The organism is Novosphingobium sp., from assembly GCF_032093395.1.
GTDB lineage: Bacteria > Pseudomonadota > Alphaproteobacteria > Sphingomonadales > Sphingomonadaceae > Novosphingobium.
Window position 1 is genome coordinate 26,361 of the sequence record NZ_DAMDBA010000021.1, and the last position, 17,249, is coordinate 43,609.

16 protein-coding genes are annotated in these 17,249 nt (G+C 62.2%); 7 read left to right on the forward strand and 9 right to left on the reverse strand.

Features of this window, described 5'->3' with window-relative positions; genetic code table 11:
• Nucleotides 1–3: 3 nt before the first annotated feature.
• Nucleotides 4–768, forward strand: coding sequence for a CbtA family protein (locus RT424_RS09740; RefSeq protein ID WP_313436999.1), 765 nt, complete (start codon nt 4–6; stop codon nt 766–768).
• Between the two features lie 8 nt (nt 769–776).
• On the opposite strand, the gene RT424_RS09745 is transcribed toward RT424_RS09740, so the two are convergent.
• From RT424_RS09745 to RT424_RS09755, 3 genes are all read right to left on the reverse strand, one after another.
• Nucleotides 777–1,256: a MarR family transcriptional regulator gene (locus RT424_RS09745; protein WP_313437001.1), complete on the reverse strand. Its 480-nt coding sequence runs from the start codon at nt 1,254–1,256 to the stop codon at nt 777–779.
• 261 nt (nt 1,257–1,517) lie between these two features.
• The gene (locus RT424_RS09750) at nt 1,518–1,787 is read right to left on the reverse strand and encodes a DUF6356 family protein (RefSeq protein WP_313437003.1); all 270 of its coding nucleotides are present in this window, start codon (nt 1,785–1,787) and stop codon (nt 1,518–1,520) included.
• Nucleotides 1,788–1,852: 65 nt separating this feature from the next.
• Nucleotides 1,853–2,086, reverse strand: coding sequence for a hypothetical protein (locus RT424_RS09755; protein WP_313437005.1), 234 nt, complete (start codon nt 2,084–2,086; stop codon nt 1,853–1,855).
• An 806-nt stretch (nt 2,087–2,892) separates the two neighbouring features.
• Between RT424_RS09755 and RT424_RS09760 the strand changes: the two genes are divergently transcribed.
• Nucleotides 2,893–4,176, forward strand: a complete 1,284-nt coding sequence (locus tag RT424_RS09760; protein ID WP_313437007.1) for a cystathionine gamma-synthase family protein — start codon at nt 2,893–2,895, stop codon at nt 4,174–4,176.
• Nucleotides 4,177–4,182: 6 nt separating this feature from the next.
• Here RT424_RS09760 and RT424_RS09765 read toward each other — a convergent pair whose 3' ends face one another.
• The 3 genes from RT424_RS09765 to RT424_RS09775 all read right to left on the reverse strand — a co-directional run bounded on the left by RT424_RS09765 (nt 4,183) and on the right by RT424_RS09775 (nt 6,062).
• A complete protein-coding gene (locus RT424_RS09765; protein WP_313437009.1) occupies nt 4,183–4,767 on the reverse strand; it encodes an urea carboxylase-associated family protein in 585 nt (194 codons plus the stop codon).
• Nucleotides 4,764–5,444 carry a guanitoxin biosynthesis heme-dependent pre-guanitoxin N-hydroxylase GntA gene (gene gntA / locus RT424_RS09770; RefSeq protein WP_313437012.1) on the reverse strand — a complete coding sequence of 227 codons (681 nt, stop codon included), beginning with the start codon at nt 5,442–5,444 and terminating at the stop codon, nt 4,764–4,766. Before gntA ends, RT424_RS09765 begins: the two co-directional genes overlap by 4 nt.
• A gap of 108 nt (nt 5,445–5,552) precedes the next feature.
• Nucleotides 5,553–6,062 (reverse strand): hemerythrin domain-containing protein, encoded by a 510-nt coding sequence (locus RT424_RS09775; RefSeq protein ID WP_313437015.1) that lies wholly within the window; start codon nt 6,060–6,062, stop codon nt 5,553–5,555.
• Nucleotides 6,063–6,259: 197 nt separating this feature from the next.
• Here RT424_RS09775 and RT424_RS09780 point away from each other — a divergent pair, with 197 nt between their 5' ends.
• The gene (locus tag RT424_RS09780; protein WP_313437017.1) at nt 6,260–7,060 is read left to right on the forward strand and encodes an SDR family oxidoreductase; all 801 of its coding nucleotides are present in this window, start codon (nt 6,260–6,262) and stop codon (nt 7,058–7,060) included.
• Between the two features lie 58 nt (nt 7,061–7,118).
• On the opposite strand, the gene RT424_RS09785 is transcribed toward RT424_RS09780, so the two are convergent.
• Nucleotides 7,119–7,469, reverse strand: a complete 351-nt coding sequence (locus RT424_RS09785; protein ID WP_313437073.1) for a hypothetical protein — start codon at nt 7,467–7,469, stop codon at nt 7,119–7,121.
• Between the two features lie 143 nt (nt 7,470–7,612).
• Between RT424_RS09785 and RT424_RS09790 the strand changes: the two genes are divergently transcribed.
• A complete protein-coding gene (locus tag RT424_RS09790) occupies nt 7,613–9,856 on the forward strand; it encodes a fused MFS/spermidine synthase (protein ID WP_313437019.1) in 2,244 nt (747 codons plus the stop codon).
• 259 nt (nt 9,857–10,115) lie between these two features.
• Here RT424_RS09790 and RT424_RS09795 read toward each other — a convergent pair whose 3' ends face one another.
• Entirely contained in the window at nt 10,116–10,379 is a 264-nt protein-coding gene (locus tag RT424_RS09795; protein WP_313437022.1) for a hypothetical protein, read from the reverse strand.
• Nucleotides 10,380–10,553: 174 nt separating this feature from the next.
• A complete protein-coding gene (locus tag RT424_RS09800) occupies nt 10,554–11,168 on the reverse strand; it encodes a helix-turn-helix domain-containing protein (RefSeq protein WP_313437025.1) in 615 nt (204 codons plus the stop codon).
• 104 nt (nt 11,169–11,272) lie between these two features.
• Between RT424_RS09800 and RT424_RS09805 the strand changes: the two genes are divergently transcribed.
• The 3 genes from RT424_RS09805 to RT424_RS09815 are packed head-to-tail and all read left to right on the forward strand — an operon-like array spanning nt 11,273 to nt 17,157.
• Nucleotides 11,273–12,475, forward strand: coding sequence for an efflux RND transporter periplasmic adaptor subunit (locus RT424_RS09805; RefSeq protein WP_313437028.1), 1,203 nt, complete (start codon nt 11,273–11,275; stop codon nt 12,473–12,475).
• A gap of 6 nt (nt 12,476–12,481) precedes the next feature.
• Entirely contained in the window at nt 12,482–15,679 is a 3,198-nt protein-coding gene (locus tag RT424_RS09810; RefSeq protein ID WP_313437031.1) for an efflux RND transporter permease subunit, read from the forward strand.
• 2 nt (nt 15,680–15,681) lie between these two features.
• Nucleotides 15,682–17,157, forward strand: coding sequence for an efflux transporter outer membrane subunit (locus RT424_RS09815; RefSeq protein WP_313437034.1), 1,476 nt, complete (start codon nt 15,682–15,684; stop codon nt 17,155–17,157).
• The last annotated feature ends 92 nt before the right edge of the window (nt 17,158–17,249 follow it).

Consider the following 17,249-nt stretch of genomic DNA (forward strand, 5'->3'; position numbering starts at 1 on the left):
GCCATGACCGGGAACCTGCTCTGGCGGGGGATGCTTGCAGGCATCCTGGGCGCCCTTCTTGCGACGCTCTTCGCCCGTGGCTTCGCCGAACCTCGGATCGACCTTGCCATCGGCTTCGAGGAAAGCCACGCCGCGCATGGCAAGGATCATGCGGATATGGCCCATGGCGAGCCTCAGGAAGAGGAACTCGTCAGCCGCGATACGCAGAAGGGGGCCGGACTGCTGACGGCGCTTGCGCTGTACGGCGCGGCCGTCGGCGGCGTCTTCTCGCTCGTCTTCGCTTACGGGTATGGCCGCTTGGGCCATCTCGGTCCGCGCAGTTTCGCACTGCTGCTGGCGATGCTGGCCTTCGTGCTGGTGGTGCTGGTGCCCGCGATCAAGTATCCTCAAACCCCGCCGGCCGTGGGCAAGCACGAAACGGTGGCATTGCGCACCGCAGCCTTTTTCGGAATGATAGCCCTTTCGCTGGGCGCCGCCGTCGTCGCGGCGCGTTTGCGGGCGGCTCTGGCTCGGCCGGGAAGAGGTTTCGACGCGACCCTGCTGTGCGTGGTCGTCTATCTTGGAATTGTCGGCCTCGGCCAGTTTCTATTGCCGGTGATCGACGAAGTGCCGGGCGATTTTCCGGCCGGGCTCTTGTGGGAGTTTCGTATCGCTTCGATCGGGATGCAACTCGTACTTTGGCTGACGATCGGACTGGCATTCGGGCTGTGGGCCGAACGCGTTCTCAGCCATCATCAAGCTCGTAGATACAAAGGCAAAGGACGCTAACTTCCCATTTATTGCGAGAGTTTGACCTTTGCCCCATGTCGAAGAGGTGCGCGGCTCATCTCGTTGCCGGCCTTTGTTGTTTTCTGTAACAACATCAGAAAGTTATCTCTTTCTTCTGAAGTAAGTTGCGAAATGAGGTCGTCCTGAGCCTTGTCTACCCAGGGCGTGGCGACTTCCAGCGCGTTGCCACCTTTATCGCTCAACATCAGCACGCGGGCGCGGCGATCGCTGGGGCTGGTTTCCCGATTGACGAAACCCTTCTGAACCAGCCTGTCGATGACGCCGCCGATCGTCACCCGATCATAGGCGATCATGCCGGCCAGGGTCTGCTGGTCCAGGCCGGGATGATCGCGCAAGGTCAACAAGGCGGCATATTGGACGGCCGTCAGGTCGATACCGGCTTCGGCCATGCGCGATGTGAAACGCGCGACGGAAATCTGCTGCAGGCGGCGGATCAGGTGTCCCGGCATGGTTTCTAGGTCGCTCATGGGGCCACCTAGCGCGAGAACCGCCGCCCGCTCAAGATGATGTTACGCGGGAAGGGGTTCCGAGCGTTCTTTTATATCGATTTGACCGTCGCCATCGTTCAGAATGTCCGCAAAGAAGGCGCCGAGGCGGTTGCTCGCATCGAGCGCCAGAACCTTCGCCACCTATTGACCCGGACGAACCACGACCATGCAGCCCTTTCCCTGTCTGGCGGAAAAGGACGTCAAGCCAGCGCAATCAGCCGCTTGAGCGTGACCCGTAGCTTAGATCTCATATTCCGGCTGCCAGCGCTTTGGCGCAGGGCGGTCGTGCTGAGCATTGATGGCAGCAGCTTGACGACGCGTCATTTCGCCATGGAGCTTGCGAATAGCGTCGCTTCCGGCGTGGGTAAGCAGTCCGGGCACGAAACCGTGCAGCATCGTTCCCAATCCCGCCACGATCATCTTCAGTCCAAAGCTATTGGCGACGATCCAATGCTCACCGTAACTCTCGTTCACGGCGCGCGGGTGTTCTACAAAGAGGGCCTTGAACATGCTTGTTTTCTCCAGCCGCGGCTTTCCAGCGGGCGTGCCGAAGCGTGGGCGCGCCCGCCGATAGGTCAGGCGGTAGGTGGATAGGGGTGGCGGCCGAAGACCCATTGCGTACGGGGATCGGCATGACCATCAATCAGCAGGACTTGCGCGCCATGGCCTTTCATGCCCACCTGATGCGCGGCATCGATAGCGCGATTGATCGCAGCTTTCTGGGACTCGAAAGCCGCTAGGAAAACGCCGTGAAGGCTTACTGCCCAATTGAGGCCCTTGCGGACGACGTGGAAATCGCTCTGAGGCATGGGTGGTTCTCCCTTTTCGTTTCTACCGATGTGGATCGCCTGACACGATGTCCGTCGATCCGAGGATAATTCCCGATGTTGCTTCTTCGATGTAGGGTCGAAGGGTCAAGCTGTTATCTCAACCTATTTACTTGAGAATGATCCGTCAAGGCCCTGGTTCCCTCTGGACGAAGGCTGTCGATGAAACATCGCACCGACGGGACGAACTGCGTCGCGTCCACGCACGGTAACTTGAGCGCTATCTGGAAATTCGGCGGTTTCGCTGCCTTTTCCCAGAAACTCGAAGCCTGCCGATGCGTTGATCATAAGTAACAAAAAGCGCGCCCCCTCGGGTCGCGCCATACCGGGAAACAGGCTTCATGGACATTCAGGCGAAACTCCGCAGCCGCGTCCGCATCGTTGCGGCTCCAGAACAGGTAGCGTCCAACCGACGGCCACGGCGCGACACACCGGTGTTGCAAGTTCGGCTTCTGGGCGACTCGGTTCGAGCGGCTGGTCAGTTTCAGCGTTCGGCACTGGGGCATATGGACCACGAGCACTGGTTGGAGAGAGTGCTGGACGATGGCCAGCGCCTGGTTGACCTGCTGGTGCAAATGGGATTCACCCCCAGCGATCGCTCCGCAGGCCATACTCGAGATCGTTACTAGAGCAGGTTCCGATCCGATTGCCTCGGATTAACTGCTCTAAGCCTTTGGTTGGACGCATTTTCCGAGTCGTCAGATGATACCATCTGATTGGAAAATGCTCTGGTCTGGCCATCCTCTCCCCGCTACCTATTGCAAGTCAGCCTGGCAAAGGAGAACGACATGACGGCACCGCGGGAAAGCAAGACGGCGATCGGCGACCATCGGCTCCATCCGGATACGCTCATGCTGAACTACGGCTACGACCCCCTTCTTTCCGAGGGCGCCGTGAAGCCGCCGGTGTTTCTGACATCGACTTTCGTCTTTCCCACGGCTGAAGAGGGCCGCGATTTCTTCGACTATGTGGCCGGACGGAAGGATCCGCCGCCGGGGCAGGGGCGTGGCCTCGTCTATTCCCGGTTCAACCATCCCAACAGCGAGATCGTGGAAGATCGCATGGCGGTCTACGAAGGCGCTGAAGCCGGAGTGGTGTTCTCGTCGGGCATGGGGGCGATCACCACCACGATCCTGACTTTCGCGCGTCCGGGAGATGTGATCCTTCATTCCCAGCCACTTTACGGCGGCACCGAGACGCTTCTGGCAAAGACATTGGCCAATCTTGGCATCAAGGCGGTGGGCTTCAGCGACGGACTGGACCGGGAAGCGGCCATCAAGGCGGCTGAAGAGGCCATGGCGCTGGGCCGGGTTTCGCTTGTCCTGGTGGAAACGCCTGCAAACCCCACCAACAGCCTGGTCGATATCGCGCTGATGAAGACGCTTTGCGGGGAGATCGAGGCGCGACAAGCTCATCGCCCGCTCCTCGTCTGCGACAACACGCTGCTCGGCCCCGTATTCCAGCATCCGCTGCGGCTTGGCGCCGATATCTCGCTCTACTCGCTGACCAAGTACGTGGGCGGACACTCCGATCTCGTGGCCGGCGCGGCGCTGGGGTCTGCCAGTCTGATGCGCGAGATCCGCCTTCTGCGCAGCGCGATCGGAACGCAATTGGACCCGCATAGCTGCTGGATGCTGGGACGGTCTTTGGAGACGCTGGGCCTTCGCATGGAGCGCGCCAATGCCAATGCCGCCGCGGCAGCCGAGTTCCTCCGCGCCCATCCCAAGGTCGAAGGCGTGGCCTATCCGCCGTTCTACCCCGAAGGCAGCAGGCAGGCAGTGGTGTTCGCGGCTCAATGCACCGGTGCGGGATCAACGTTTGCCTTCGACATTGCCGGGGGTCAGCCAGCAGCTTTCCGGTTCCTCAACGCCCTGGAGATATTCAAGTTGGCGGTGAGCCTCGGTGGTACGGAATCTCTTGCCAGCCACCCCGCCACCACGACGCATTCCGGGGTGCCGGTAGCGGTGCGGGACCGCATCGGGGTTCTGGAGGCAACCATTCGCCTCTCGATCGGCATCGAGCACCCGGACGATATCGTCGCCGATCTGGCCCAGGCGCTGGATGCCGCATGAGGACGGTCATTCGATGCGGTAGTCGATAGGCTTGAAGGTGCCGCCATTACTGGCATAGGCAGAGCAGGCCGTAAGGCCGATGATCAGATCGTGTTCCGCGCGGAACGATATGCTGTCACCCGCCCGACTGGGCGGAGGCAGGACCGAAATTCCACCGGTGCTGTCCACCGGTACGTTCATGAAGCAATTGAACGCCACGGGGATGTCGTCAGGTGAAATGCCATGGGGAGCCAGGCTTTCCGCGAGATTGCCGAAACATCCTCTGTGTTCGGGCTTGTCCGGATAGAAATGGCGAAACGTCTCGACGCTACAGGGCGTCAGCAGGAAGTCATGGCAACCCACGCTGTCTTCCTCGATGGTCAGCAGCACGCGAGAGCGGTTGGACCAGATCCGATTGCCACGGGTGAGTCGCAGCGTTTCCTCGTAATCGAAAGTGCGGCCGTTGCTGATCACTTCGCGCACGTCATCCGCGCAAAACGCAAGAAGGTCGGAAACCTGCGTGCCGAGCGGATCCAGCACGGTCAACAACTGACCACGGCCGAGCGGAAAGGCCGCGCCGCTGCGAGGCATGATGCGATGGGTTGCGGTCATCGTGCGGCCCTTGGATTCTGGAACGGGCACTGCCATTCCGGGCCTACCAGGCGACCGCTGTACTGGGCCGCTTCGCTGGTTTCGCCATGTCGCGCGAGCATCGGATTGATGGACCCAGCCATCTTCACGTCTCGCTCCAGTATGGTCTCGCGGATTTTCTCGTAACGTCCCTGGGTTCGAAGCTGTTCGAATTGGTCATGGAGGTTGAACACCATCACCGGACGCGCGAACCTGCGTGCGGGACGGCTGGCCTTGGGGTGCATGCCCACGACGAAGAACGCCTCTCCCCCGAAGCTGAGCGAGAAATGGGGATCTTCGGGATCGCTGCTGACGCGCTGATCGTAGGGCAACCCCAACCAGGCATCCTTGTCCGAAAGCGACTGAACCCGATTCCACAGGGCCTGTTCGAAACGACCTTCATCGAGCGGCTCGTCATCGGCGAAAATAACGGCGAGACTGCGAAACAGCGATGGATCTTCCTGATAGCTGGCTGACCAGTCCAGCAACTTCTCGTATATCACGAGATCGTCCCAGCTGCTCTCGATCGAATGACATACCTCTACCGCGAGCGTTCCCCGCGAGAGCGCCGATTTCGCGCCTACGCAGGGGAAATCCTTTGCTTCAATGAAAGCGCGAAACTGCGCTTCCCAGTCGTCACGTTCGGTTTGGGAAAGCACCTGCTTCCTTTCCAACGCTGGATATCGGGGAAATGATGCGGAGGGCGTGATCGGCATGCCGAAAATCACCAATCCGAGCACCATCGCTTTTTAGGGTTGGTTTGTACGTCAGGCAGCCAAAAGGTTGATAGCCGTGGGCTTGGCGGCGGGAAGTCTTTTAGACTTGGCCTGGGCCAGCAGTTCCTTCTTGCGAGCCGACATGCGATCGCGCAACTCCACCAGATCGACATCGGTCTTGCGGCACTGAGCGAACATGCCGTTCGCGGGCATTTCCTCTTCGTGGACGTGATGCTTTATCTCTTCCGAAAGCACTTTAACTTTCGCATCGAAGTAGCTGTCTTCCGGCGATCCTGCCTCTATATCGTTGATCAGTACCTTGGCGCCGTCATGTTCGACATACGCTTCATCGAGTGTACCGCCCTCGATCTTGTCGCGAAAGGCAGGATAGAAAATCTCTTCCTCGATAAGCGTATGAATCTTGAGCTCCATGCAAATCTGCTGAGCGAGGCTCTTTTTCTGAGAGGAAGACTTCGCCGCTTCGAACTTCTCGAACAGTTCCTCCACCTTGCGGTGGTCGGCTTTGAGAAGGGCAATGGCGTCGGTAAAAGTTGCGGTCATGGACGGCCTCCACTCACATAGGACTGGCTCTTCGGATATGGCTGGTAAACTGCACCGAACTTTTCTCGTTCCCACGTCATTGATCTATGTTTGTTCGACTGTGGACTGGCGCTGCGAGTTCGCGAAATTATGCGACGAAACGTTATTTCAGCTTGCTCTGATAAGGCAGGGAACAGGGGTGAAGCTCCGCGACTTGTTTGAACGGGCACGCCTGGCGCTCCTCCCAGCAAGGATGCAAGATGAAGAACCGATCAGACGCGCATACTTCCAGACCCACTCTTCAGCGTCGCAAGGCGATCATCACCGGTGGAACGACAGGGATCGGTCGCGCCATTGCCGTATTGCTCGCCAGCGAGGGCGTGGACGTGTTCATCTGCGGCCGATCCAACGAACACCTTGCAGATGCGCTTCAACGCATTCACGAGGTCGGCAAGGGGGAGGGCGTGGCACTGGATTTGGCTGATCCGGAAAACATCGAAAGCTTCTTCGATCAGGCAAAGAGCTATCTGGAAAAACCGGATATTGTCGTGATAAACGCTGCGGTTCCGGCCTCCGCGCTATCCGAAATGAGCGCCGACGAGATCCGCTATGCGGTCGCGGTGGACTTCACGGCCTATCTTCTGAGCGCCAAGGCCGCGCAGGAAATGCTGGTGGACACAGGAGATATCGTCCTGATCGGCTCGATGTCCGCTCATGTGCTCGGGGCAGGGTCCACTGTTTACGCCGGGATGAAGGCAGGTATCGCTGGTTTTTCCGAAGCCTTGCGCCGGGAACTGGGACCGCAGGGCATCAAGGTAAGCCTCGTCGAGCCCGGCAAGACCGGGGCGGACTTTCAGTATCCGGATATCCCATCGGACAAGCAGCGAGAGATGATCGCCGATGAAACGATGCTTCGCGCCGAAGACATCGCAATGGGTGTTCATTACCTGCTCACGCAGCCGCGCCGTGCCGTCATCCAGCAGCTGACCATCTCGCCGCGAAACCAGGAGAACGAGTGAGGGGCGATCAGGGCCGCAAAGGCACCGCAAACCGGTAGTCGCCCGGCAGAGCGCGTGCTCATTTCAATGGCAGTGCCTCGAACCAAGCCGCATAGGGCGTATTGCCGATCATGCAGCGGTTGAAATCCGGGGCGCCGTCGCTCCACCAAGCAGGTCCGCGCTCACCCAGAGCTATTTTCGCACGATCGACCTGTCTGCGAGCATGCGCTTCGGCCTCATGGTCATTCTTCCGCTTCGCCTGTCCCACGGCCCTGCGGGCCTGCATCAGTTCTCCAACCAGACGATCCCGTTCCGCGCCGCTCAGCGAAGGATCGGACATGCGCCACAGGCGGTTGCGAACCACGAAATAGCGTCCGTCCGGAGTGATCGGATGTTCGCTGGCCAATCGCGAAATTTCCTGCATGGCCATCACAATGCATGGGGCGACAGGCCGGTTTCACGTGATCACGGGCCGCCGCCAAAATTGTTGCCCCATTTTTGCAAACGGCATTGCCGGCTTTATCCCGCCGCCACCGTAGGATAGAGCGCGGCCGGTACCTGCAAGGAAGAGTTATGGCTGGAGTTAAGGGTCTGGCGAAAGGCGGGCCTCGGCGCGGGCTTTTCGTCGTCACCATACTGGCGGGCAGTTTCCTGCTGTTTCTGGTTCAGCCGATGGTAGCCCGCATGGCCCTGCCGCGCCTGGGCGGAGCACCCAACGTGTGGAACAGCGCCATGCTGGTCTATCAGGCGCTGCTTCTGGCCGGCTACGCCTATGCGCACCTGCTGGGGCGGCTGTCGCTGGGGCGGCAGGCTATGATCCACCTTTCCGTCCTGGTCCTGGCCGGCCTTTCGCTGCCCGTCGGGCTGACCGATATCCCGATCCCCAAGGGTTGGCCGGAGGCGCTGTGGGTGCCGATCCTGCTTGGGATCAGCATCGGCCCGGTGTTCTTCGCGGTTTCGGCCCAGGCACCGCTAATGCAGCGCTGGTTCGCTGCCGACCCTGGCGCCGGCGCGCCATGGGCGCTCTACGCAGCTTCCAACCTGGGGAGTTTCGCTGGACTGCTGGCCTATCCGCTGGCTGCCGAGCCGCTGCTTTCGCTGCGTGAGCAGAGCTTTGCATGGTCAATCGGCTTCTGCGTGCTGATCATGCTCGTCGCCATGGCGGCGATCAGCCGCCGTCATCTCTCGCCTTCAGCACGCGGTCCGGCCGATACGTCACGCGAGGCGGACACGCCCAGGCCTGGCGCAAGGCGGATCATGCTGTGGCTGGCATTGGCCGCAGTGCCTTCAGGGCTCATGCTTTCCACGACCACCCATCTCACCACGGACATCTTCGCGATGCCGCTGCTTTGGGTCATTCCGCTGGGGCTTTACCTGTTGAGCTTCGTCGTCGCCTTTGCAGACCGTCGCGGAGCGGCGATGGCCGTGGCGGGGATAGCGCCGGTGGTCGTGCTTTTCGCGGGGAGCTACGCCATGCTCTCCAACGGATCGGGAACACTGTGGGTCGCAGGTGGCGCCTGCCTCATGCTGTTCTGTATCGCCACTGCCCTCCACAAGCGGCTGTACGACCTCCGCCCCGGACCGGCACGACTGACGCAGTTCTATCTCGTCATGTCGGCGGGAGGCGCGCTGGGCGGCATGTTCACGGCGCTGATCGCACCTCTGGTGTTCGACTGGGCATGGGAACATCCGCTGCTGGTCGTCGCGGCGGCACTGCTCATGCCGCTCGACCCGCTGCTGCGCTGGCGCAGTGGGGAGGGGATCGAGCCCGGAATGGCGCGCCTTGCTCTCCTGCTGCTGCTGGCCTTTGCGGGCTTTCTCGGGTGGCAACTCGATCAGCACGCCTTGCGCCCGGAGGAGGGCTTGAGCGCGGTTCTGCTTACGGTCTTCCTCGTCGGCACGGGTGTGATGGTCATGGCATGGCGCGCGGCCTTCGTGCTGGTGCTCGCCATAGCCATGGTCGCACAAGGCGGGATCTGGACGATCCGCGCTACATTGGCTGGAGAACGCACGCGCAGTTACTTCGGCATCTACACCGTGCGGGACGTTTCCGATGGCACCTTGCGCACGCTTGCCCACGGAACGACGCTTCACGGTGAACAGTCGCTGGAACCCGGTCGCTCGCGAGAGGCCCTGACATATTATGGGCCGACTTCCGGGGTAGCGCTGGCGCTTTCCGAGGCTCCTCGACTGGAGGGAGCGGGGGCGCGGGTCGGTGTCGTCGGGCTGGGAACGGGATCCCTGGCATGCCGCTCGCTGCCGGGCCAGCAATGGACCTTCTTCGAGATCGACCCGGTTATCCTGAGCTTTTCGACCGGGGGCAGCTTCACTTTCCTGCGCGATTGCACGCCCACCGCCCGTATCGTCTTGGGCGATGCGCGTCTGGAGCTTGCCCGCATGCCTGCCCGCGCTTTCGACGTGCTGGTGATCGATGCCTTCTCCAGCGACGCGATCCCCGTTCACCTGCTCACCAGAGAAGCCTTGCAGGTCTATGTCCGGGCCTTGTCTCCGCGAGGCCTGCTGCTGCTCCACATATCCAACCGATACATCGATCTTGCGCCGGTGGTGGGGGCCAATGCCGCTGCGGTCGGTCTGGGTGCGCTGTCCCGTCTCGACAGTCCGGCGGACAGCGAGCGCTACACCCCATCCCGCTGGATCGCTCTTTCCCGCGACCCGCGGGTTCTGCAACAGCTGGCCGTGGCGAGCGCCGAAACACCGTGGGAGCCTCTCGACGAACGGGCGGCACGGGCGTGGACGGACGATTACGCCTCTATCCTGCCTTATGTCCGCTGGAGCCGGCTGACCGGAAATCCGTGATTGCCCTGGTGCAAGCCGTTCAGGTTTGGAGGCGGCGCGCCATCAATGCCTGTCCGGACGTATTCGAGCCTAGATGATGATTCGCCAAGGCCCCGTTGGAGCCGGCAACGATCATCAACCCAAGGCTTCAGGCCCTGCCAACGGGCCTTGCTGAGACGTCAGGCAGATGCAAATTACGCAGCAACAATTGCCATGCGCACACGCCTCTGCAATTCAGCGAGCACCGCCAGCGACCATCGGTGGCAGGAAATATGCGAAATCAGTTAACCCGATGCCTGTGCTTGCCGCCGTATTTCTTTCCGCAGAACTGCTCCAGCTCGCGCATTTCCGAGGCAGCCGCGCTCGCAAGTGCACTGGCGCAAGGCATATGGCTTTCGACATCGGCGATCCGAGCTTCCACTCTTTCACGCAATTCCTCGATATCGGCGCGGTTTAGAACGTTCTTTTCACGCAAGTAGCAGATCAGGCTCTGCAACAGGATCATCGCCTTTTCGCCCGAATCCACTTCAGTCTTCTCGATCATCTCTAGCATCCTCCGCGCGACTTTTTTGAAGGTCGCGTCAAAGACGAAGATGATATGAATCGCATAGCGTGTCCAGCCCCGGCAGCGACAGTTGCGTAATTTTCGTTCACTCCGCCGCCCGTCTTGAGACATAAACGGATCGCCGCAGCGTTGGGAACAATATTCTCGGCGAGATCAGCCGGTTAGTTCGGCCATTTCCTTACGCAAAACGGATACGATATGTTCGCGAACGAGCGCGTGCTGCTTGCCGGGAGACAGTTCCAGCATGGCAATCATGCCCCAGGACAGCAGAAACACGAGGTCCACCACCAGGGACCGACGCTCCAGCGAAGCTTCCGGCGCGAATGAGGCGAGGGCTTTGTCGAGACGTTGGCGAACCCGCTCGTCGGCTTTCCGGTTGATGGAGGCGATGATCGGATTGCGGCCTACTTCGGCAAGGAGTTCCGCCATCAATCGCCGGTCTTCGGTGGAAGGCTCGTCCGAACAGATCCCTTCGATCCAGCTTGCGACAGCGGCCGTATCTCCCGCCGCCACGGCAGTTTCCAGCGCATCTTCCTCCAGCCAGGCCACGAGATTGGCTTCGCAGATGGCGGCGATGATCGCTTCCTTGTTGGCGAAATCGCGATAGATCTGACCGACCTTGATACCTGAGGCCAAGGCGATCTGCGCCATGCCGGTGCGATGGAAGCCCTGTTCCACGAACAGTTTCCTCGCCGTATCCAGCAGATGCTCCCGGCGTACCACGGAACGAGCCGCTCGCGACCCGTCCATAATTATGTCATCTTTCACTGCATCCTCCTCACCTTGCAATCGTTCTAGCGACCCAATACACATCGCGCGAATCAATGAGTGAACATTCACTCACGTTTTAACTCTCATTGCGAGCTTGCTCCATGAAAAAGATCACTCCGGCGTTTGCCTTGCTCCTGACCGCATGTGGCGGCGGGGGAGAACAACAGGCTCCCGCCGGTCCCCCCGAAGTCGGTGTCGTTACCGTCACGGAGGGAGCCGTAACCCTGAGCTCGGAGCTTCCCGGACGCACCACGGCCTATGAAACCGCCGACGTCCGTCCGCAGGTTAACGGCTTGATCCTGGAGCGCCTGTTCCAGGAGGGCGACATGGTTCGCGCCGGGCAGCCGCTCTACCGCATCGACCCGTCGCCCTACGAAGCGCAGGTCGCCAGCGCGCGCGCCGCGCTCGTGCGGGCACGGGCCAACATCGCGAACACTGCTGCCCTGGCGCGCCGCTACGGCGAACTGGTCAAGATCAACGCGATCTCGCGGCAGGAAGCCGAGAACGCCACTGCCAGCGCCGCTCAGGCACGGGCAGACGTGGCCGCCCAGGAAGCGGCCTTGCGCAGCGCGCAGATCGATCTCGGCCGCACGACCATTCGCGCGCCGATTTCGGGCCGCATCGGCCGCTCTACCTTCACCACCGGCGCGCTCGTATCGGCGTCGCAAACCGACGCGTTGACCACGATCCAGCGCCTCGATCCCATGTTCGTGGACATCCAGCAGTCCAGCGCCGACGTGCTGCGTTTGCGCCAACAGCTGCTTTCGGGCGATCTGTCGCGCAGCGGCGGCGCTGCACGCGTCCAGCTGACGCTGGAAGATGGCAGCACTTATGCGGAAGAGGGCACGCTCAAGTTCACCGACGTGACGGTGGACCCGGCCACCGGCAGCCAGATCGTGCGCGTTCAGTTCGGCAATCCCCGCGGGCTTCTGCTGCCGGGCATGTTCGTTCGCGCCAATCTGGTCGAAGGTACGAAGAGCAATGGCATCCTGGTCCCGCAATCGGCGGTGAGCCGCGATGAGAAGGGCAACCCGACGACGATCGTCATCGGTGGCGGCAACAAGCTGGAGATGCGCAAGCTAACCGCGCCTCGCACGGTCGGCACCAACTGGCTCGTCACCGCCGGGCTGAAGGCGGGCGACAAGGTGGTCGTCGACGGCGCGCAGATGCTCCGGCCCGGCATGCCCGTGAAGCCGGTGGCGGCACAGGCGGCAGCCAAGCCTGCCGGGGCGGCACCTGCCGCCGGAGCATCCGGTCAGCAGGGCCAGAACCCCGCGCAGACACAGAGCGGGCAGGGGCAATAACCGATCATGGCACGCTATTTTATCGACAGGCCCATCTTCGCATGGGTCATCGCCATCGTGCTGATGATGTTCGGCGCGCTGGCGATCCGCAGCCTTCCGGTGTCCCAGTTCCCGGAGATCGCGCCGCCCACCGTGACCATCAGCGCCAACTATCCCGGCGCCGACGCGGAAACGCTGGAACGCACGACCACGCAGATCATCGAGCAACAGCTCAAGGGCATCGACAACCTGCGCTACTTCTCGGCGCAGTCTTCCTCGGCCGGTAACGTTTCGATCACCCTGACGTTCGAACAGGGCACCGATCCGGACATCGCCCAGGTCCAGGTGCAGAACAAGCTCCAGGCCGCGACCGCGCTGCTTCCGCAGGAAGTCCAGCGCCAGGGCGTTACCGTTGCCAAGTCGGCGGCCAGCTTCCTGCTGGTGGCGGCGATCTATTCGGAAGACGGCAGCCATAACGCCAACGACCTGTCTGACTACCTCGTCAGCCAGGTTCAGGACTCGGTCAGCCGCGTCAACGGCGTGGGCGAACTTCAGATCTTCGGCACCCAATACGCCATGCGCATCTGGGTCGATCCGCTGAAGCTGCGCAGCTACAACCTGACGATCGCCGATGTGACAGCCGCCGTCCAGGCACAGAACGCGCAGGTATCGGCCGGTCAGATCGGCCAGCTTCCCGCGTCTAAGGAGCAGCAGCTAAACGCCACCGTTTCCGTCCAGTCGCGTCTCCAAACCCCTGAGCAGTTCGGCAACATCCGTCTGCGCCAGGGCCAGAACGGCGCCGTCGTGCGCCTGCGCGACGTGGCGCGCGTCGAACTCGGCGCGGAAAACTACGGCTTCGAGACCGAGTACAACGGCAAGCCCGCTTCCGGCTTCGGCGTCAGGCTGGCTTCGGGCGCCAATGCGCTCGACACCGTCGACCTGGTGAAGGCCGAAGTCGAACGCATCGCCAAGAACTTCCCGCAGGACGTGAAGGTCGTCTATCCTTACGACTCCACGCCGTTCGTTCGCCTCTCGGTCGAACAGGTGATCCACACCTTGTTCGAAGCGGTCGCGCTCGTCTTCCTCGTCATGTTCCTGTTCCTCCAGAACTGGCGCGCGACGATCATCCCGACGATCGCGGTTCCGGTCGTTCTGCTCGGCACTTTCGGGGTCATGCAGGCGCTGGGTTATTCCATCAACACGCTAACTTTGTTCGGCATGGTGCTGGCGATCGGCCTGCTGGTCGACGACGCCATCGTCGTGGTCGAAAACGTCGAGCGATTGATCCAGACGGAGCACCTCAAACCCAAGGAAGCCGCGCGCAAGTCGATGGACGAGATCAGCGGCGCGCTGATCGGCATCGGCCTTGTGCTCTCGGCGGTGTTCCTGCCGATGGCCTTCTTCGGTGGCTCCACGGGTGTGATCTATCGCCAGTTCTCCATCACGATCGTATCGTCGATGGCGCTGTCGGTGATGGTCGCCCTGATCCTGACGCCGGCGCTCTGCGCCACCATCCTCAAGCCCCACGATCCGACCAAGAACGAAGGCAACGGTCTGTTCGCGCGCTTCTTCCGCTGGTTCAACGAGAAGTTCGACCTCGGTACCCAGAAGTACGAGAAGAGCGTTCGCGGCACCGCCCGCAACTGGAAGCGCTCCGGTCTCGTCTACCTGCTGATCGTCGGCGCCATGGCGCTGATCTTCTGGCGCCTTCCCAGCGGCTTCCTTCCCGAGGAAGACCAGGGCACGATGTTCGCGCTGGTCCAGGCGCCTCCCGGTGCCACGCTTCCGCGGACCCAGCGCGGGCTCGACGTCGTTCGCGATCACTTCCTCAAGAACGAGAAGGCGAACGTGGAGTCCGTCTTCACGATCAGCGGCTTCTCGTTCAGCGGGCAGGGCCAGAATGCCGGCATGGCTTTCATCAAGCTGAGGGATTGGGCAGACCGCAGCGGCGCAGACAATCGTGCGCCGGCCATCATCGGCCGCGCCATGGGCAGCTTCTCGACCTATCGCGACGCGACGATCTTCGCGCTCGTTCCGCCCGCTGTCCAGGAACTGGGCAATGCCACCGGTTTCGACCTGTGGCTGGTGGACCAGAACAACATCGGGCACGAGAAGCTGGTCGGGGCACGCAATCAGCTTCTGGGCCTCGCCGCCCAGGACAAGCGCGTCGCCCAGGTCCGTCCGGTCAGCCTTGACGATGCGCCGCAGCTCGACGTCAAGATCGACCAGGACAAGGCGGGCGCGCTCGGCCTTGATCTCAGCGCGGTCAACAGCGAGATCTCGACCGCCTGGGGCAGTGCCTACGTGAACGACTTCCTGGACCGTGGGCGCACCAAGCGCGTCTACATCCAGGCGGAAGAAGCCTATCGTTCATCGCCGGAAGCCATCGAGAACTTCTTCGTTCGCGGCAGCGACGGGCAGATGGCACCCTTCGGCGCTTTCTCGACCCTGTCGTGGAAGACGGCGCCGGTGATCCTGACACGCTATAACGGCCGCCCCGCCGTGCAGCTTCAGGGTGCGCCGGGCGAGGGCGTCAGCACCGGCGCGGCGATGGAAGCCATCACCGAGATGCAGCAGAAGCTGCCGCCGGGCACCGCGCTCGAATGGACCGGCCTGTCCTATGAAGAACGGCTGTCCGGAGGCCAGGCACCCGCGCTTTACGCACTGTCGCTCTTCGTCGTGTTCCTGTGCCTTGCTGCGCTCTACGAAAGCTGGTCGGTGCCCATCGCGGTCATCCTGGTGGTTCCGCTGGGTGTCATCGGTGCGGTTCTGGCGGCCAAGCTGACCGGCCTGAACAACGACATCTACCTCCAGGTCGGCCTGATCACCACGATCGGCGTCGCCGCCAAGAACGCGATCCTCATCGTCGAATTCGCCGAGGAACGCGTGCAGTCCGGCATGAATGCCTTCAGCGCGGCCATCGAGGCGGCAAGGTTGCGCCTTCGTCCGATCCTCATGACCTCGCTGGCCTTCGTGTTCGGTGTGCTGCCGCTGGCCGTATCCAGCGGTGCAGGCGCCGGCGGACAGAACGCCATCGGCCGGGCCGTCGTGGGCGGCATGCTCTCGGCCACCGTGTTCGCGATCTTCCTGGTCCCGATGTTCTTCGTGGTCGTCAGCCGTCTGTTCAAGCACGGGCAGACCGATCGTCACGAGGAAGCTGAAACCCATGTCGAGACCGAAGCCGGTCCTCGCTCCGCCGACGGCACCGAGCCGCAGGGAACCTGAACATGAAAAAGTCCCTTATCGCCCTGATCGCCGGCACGACGATGCTGGCAGGGTGCAACCTGGCGCCTCGTTATGACCGGCCGGTAGGATCCGTTCCCGCGGCCCTGCCGCAGGGCGGGGTCTACCCGGCCGCAGCCACCGACGTCGTGGACGTAAGCCGTGTAGGCTGGCAGGAGTTCTTCCTCGATCCGCGCCTGCGGCAGGTGATCGAGACCGGCCTTGCCAACAACCGCGATCTTCGGGTCGCCGCTGCAAACGTGCTCCAGGCCCGTGCGCAACTGAAGGTGCAGCGCTCTTCGCTTTTCCCCACCGTGAATGCGGGGGGAACGGCGACTTACACCAACAACATCGCCGGTGCCACGAGCGGTGCGGGCGGAACCGGGGCAGGGGTGGTCGGCTCCCAGGACGTCGAGATCTATTCGGCGACGGCGGGCATCTCCGCCTTCGAACTGGATCTGTTCGGTCGCATCCGCAACCTCAGCCGAGCCGCGCAAGAGCAGGTCTTCGCCAGCGAGGAAGCCCAGCGCTCGGCCCGCATCAGCCTGATCGCGGAAATCGCAACCGCCTGGCTGACGATGGCTTCGGACAATGAGCAGCTTCGCCTCTCGCGCGAGACGCTCAAGACCTTCGAGGATACGCTTCGCCTCACGCGGGAGCAGTTCCGCATCGGCGTCGGTTCCGAACTGGAGGTCCGGCAGGCGGACACCAACTATCAGTCCGCCGTCAACGATATCGCCGCGCTGGAAGCTACCGTTGCGCTCGACCAGAACGCGCTCAACCTGCTGGTCGGGACGACCGTGTCGCAAGAGCAGCTTCCGGCGGGGCTCCCCGACACGCCGGTGACCCGCGACGCCTTGCCGAGCGACGTTTCGTCCGACGTGCTACTGCGCCGCCCGGACGTGCTGCGGGCGGAACACCAGCTGATCGCCGAGAACGCCAACATCGGTGCCGCGCGTGCGGCGTTCTTTCCAACCATCTCGCTGACCGGCACGATCGGCACGATCAGCACCGCGCTGTCTGGCCTCTTCAAGAGCGGCACTTTCACTTATACCGCGTCTCCCGGCGCCTCGCTGCCGCTGTTCGATGGCGGTCAGCGGTCGGGCAATCTGGCCTATGCCAAGGCCTCTCAAGTTGCCGCCGTCGCCACGTACGAAAAGTCTGTCCAGACGGCTTTCCGCGAAGTCGCGGATGCGCTTGCGCAGCGCGGCAAGATCGGTGACCAGATCCGCGCGCAGACGAACCGTGCACAGTCCGCGCAAGTGGCCGCCCGGCTGTCCGACGCGCGCTTCAAGGCAGGGGTGGATTCCTTCCTGACCTCGCTGGACGCACAGCGCACCGCCTATGCCGCCGAGCAGCAACTGGTCACGACGCGACTGACCCAGGCGAATAACCTGATCGAACTCTACCGTTCGCTCGGTGGTGGACTGGGCGACGAGCCCGCCGCTGGATCGGGTCAGGGTTCACGCCCACAGGGCTGAAACACCACGGTTGGCCGGCGAGATCATACGCCGGCCAACCGTCCTCATCGACAGCGCCGACCCGAGAACGGGCCTTAAGTTAACATAATACA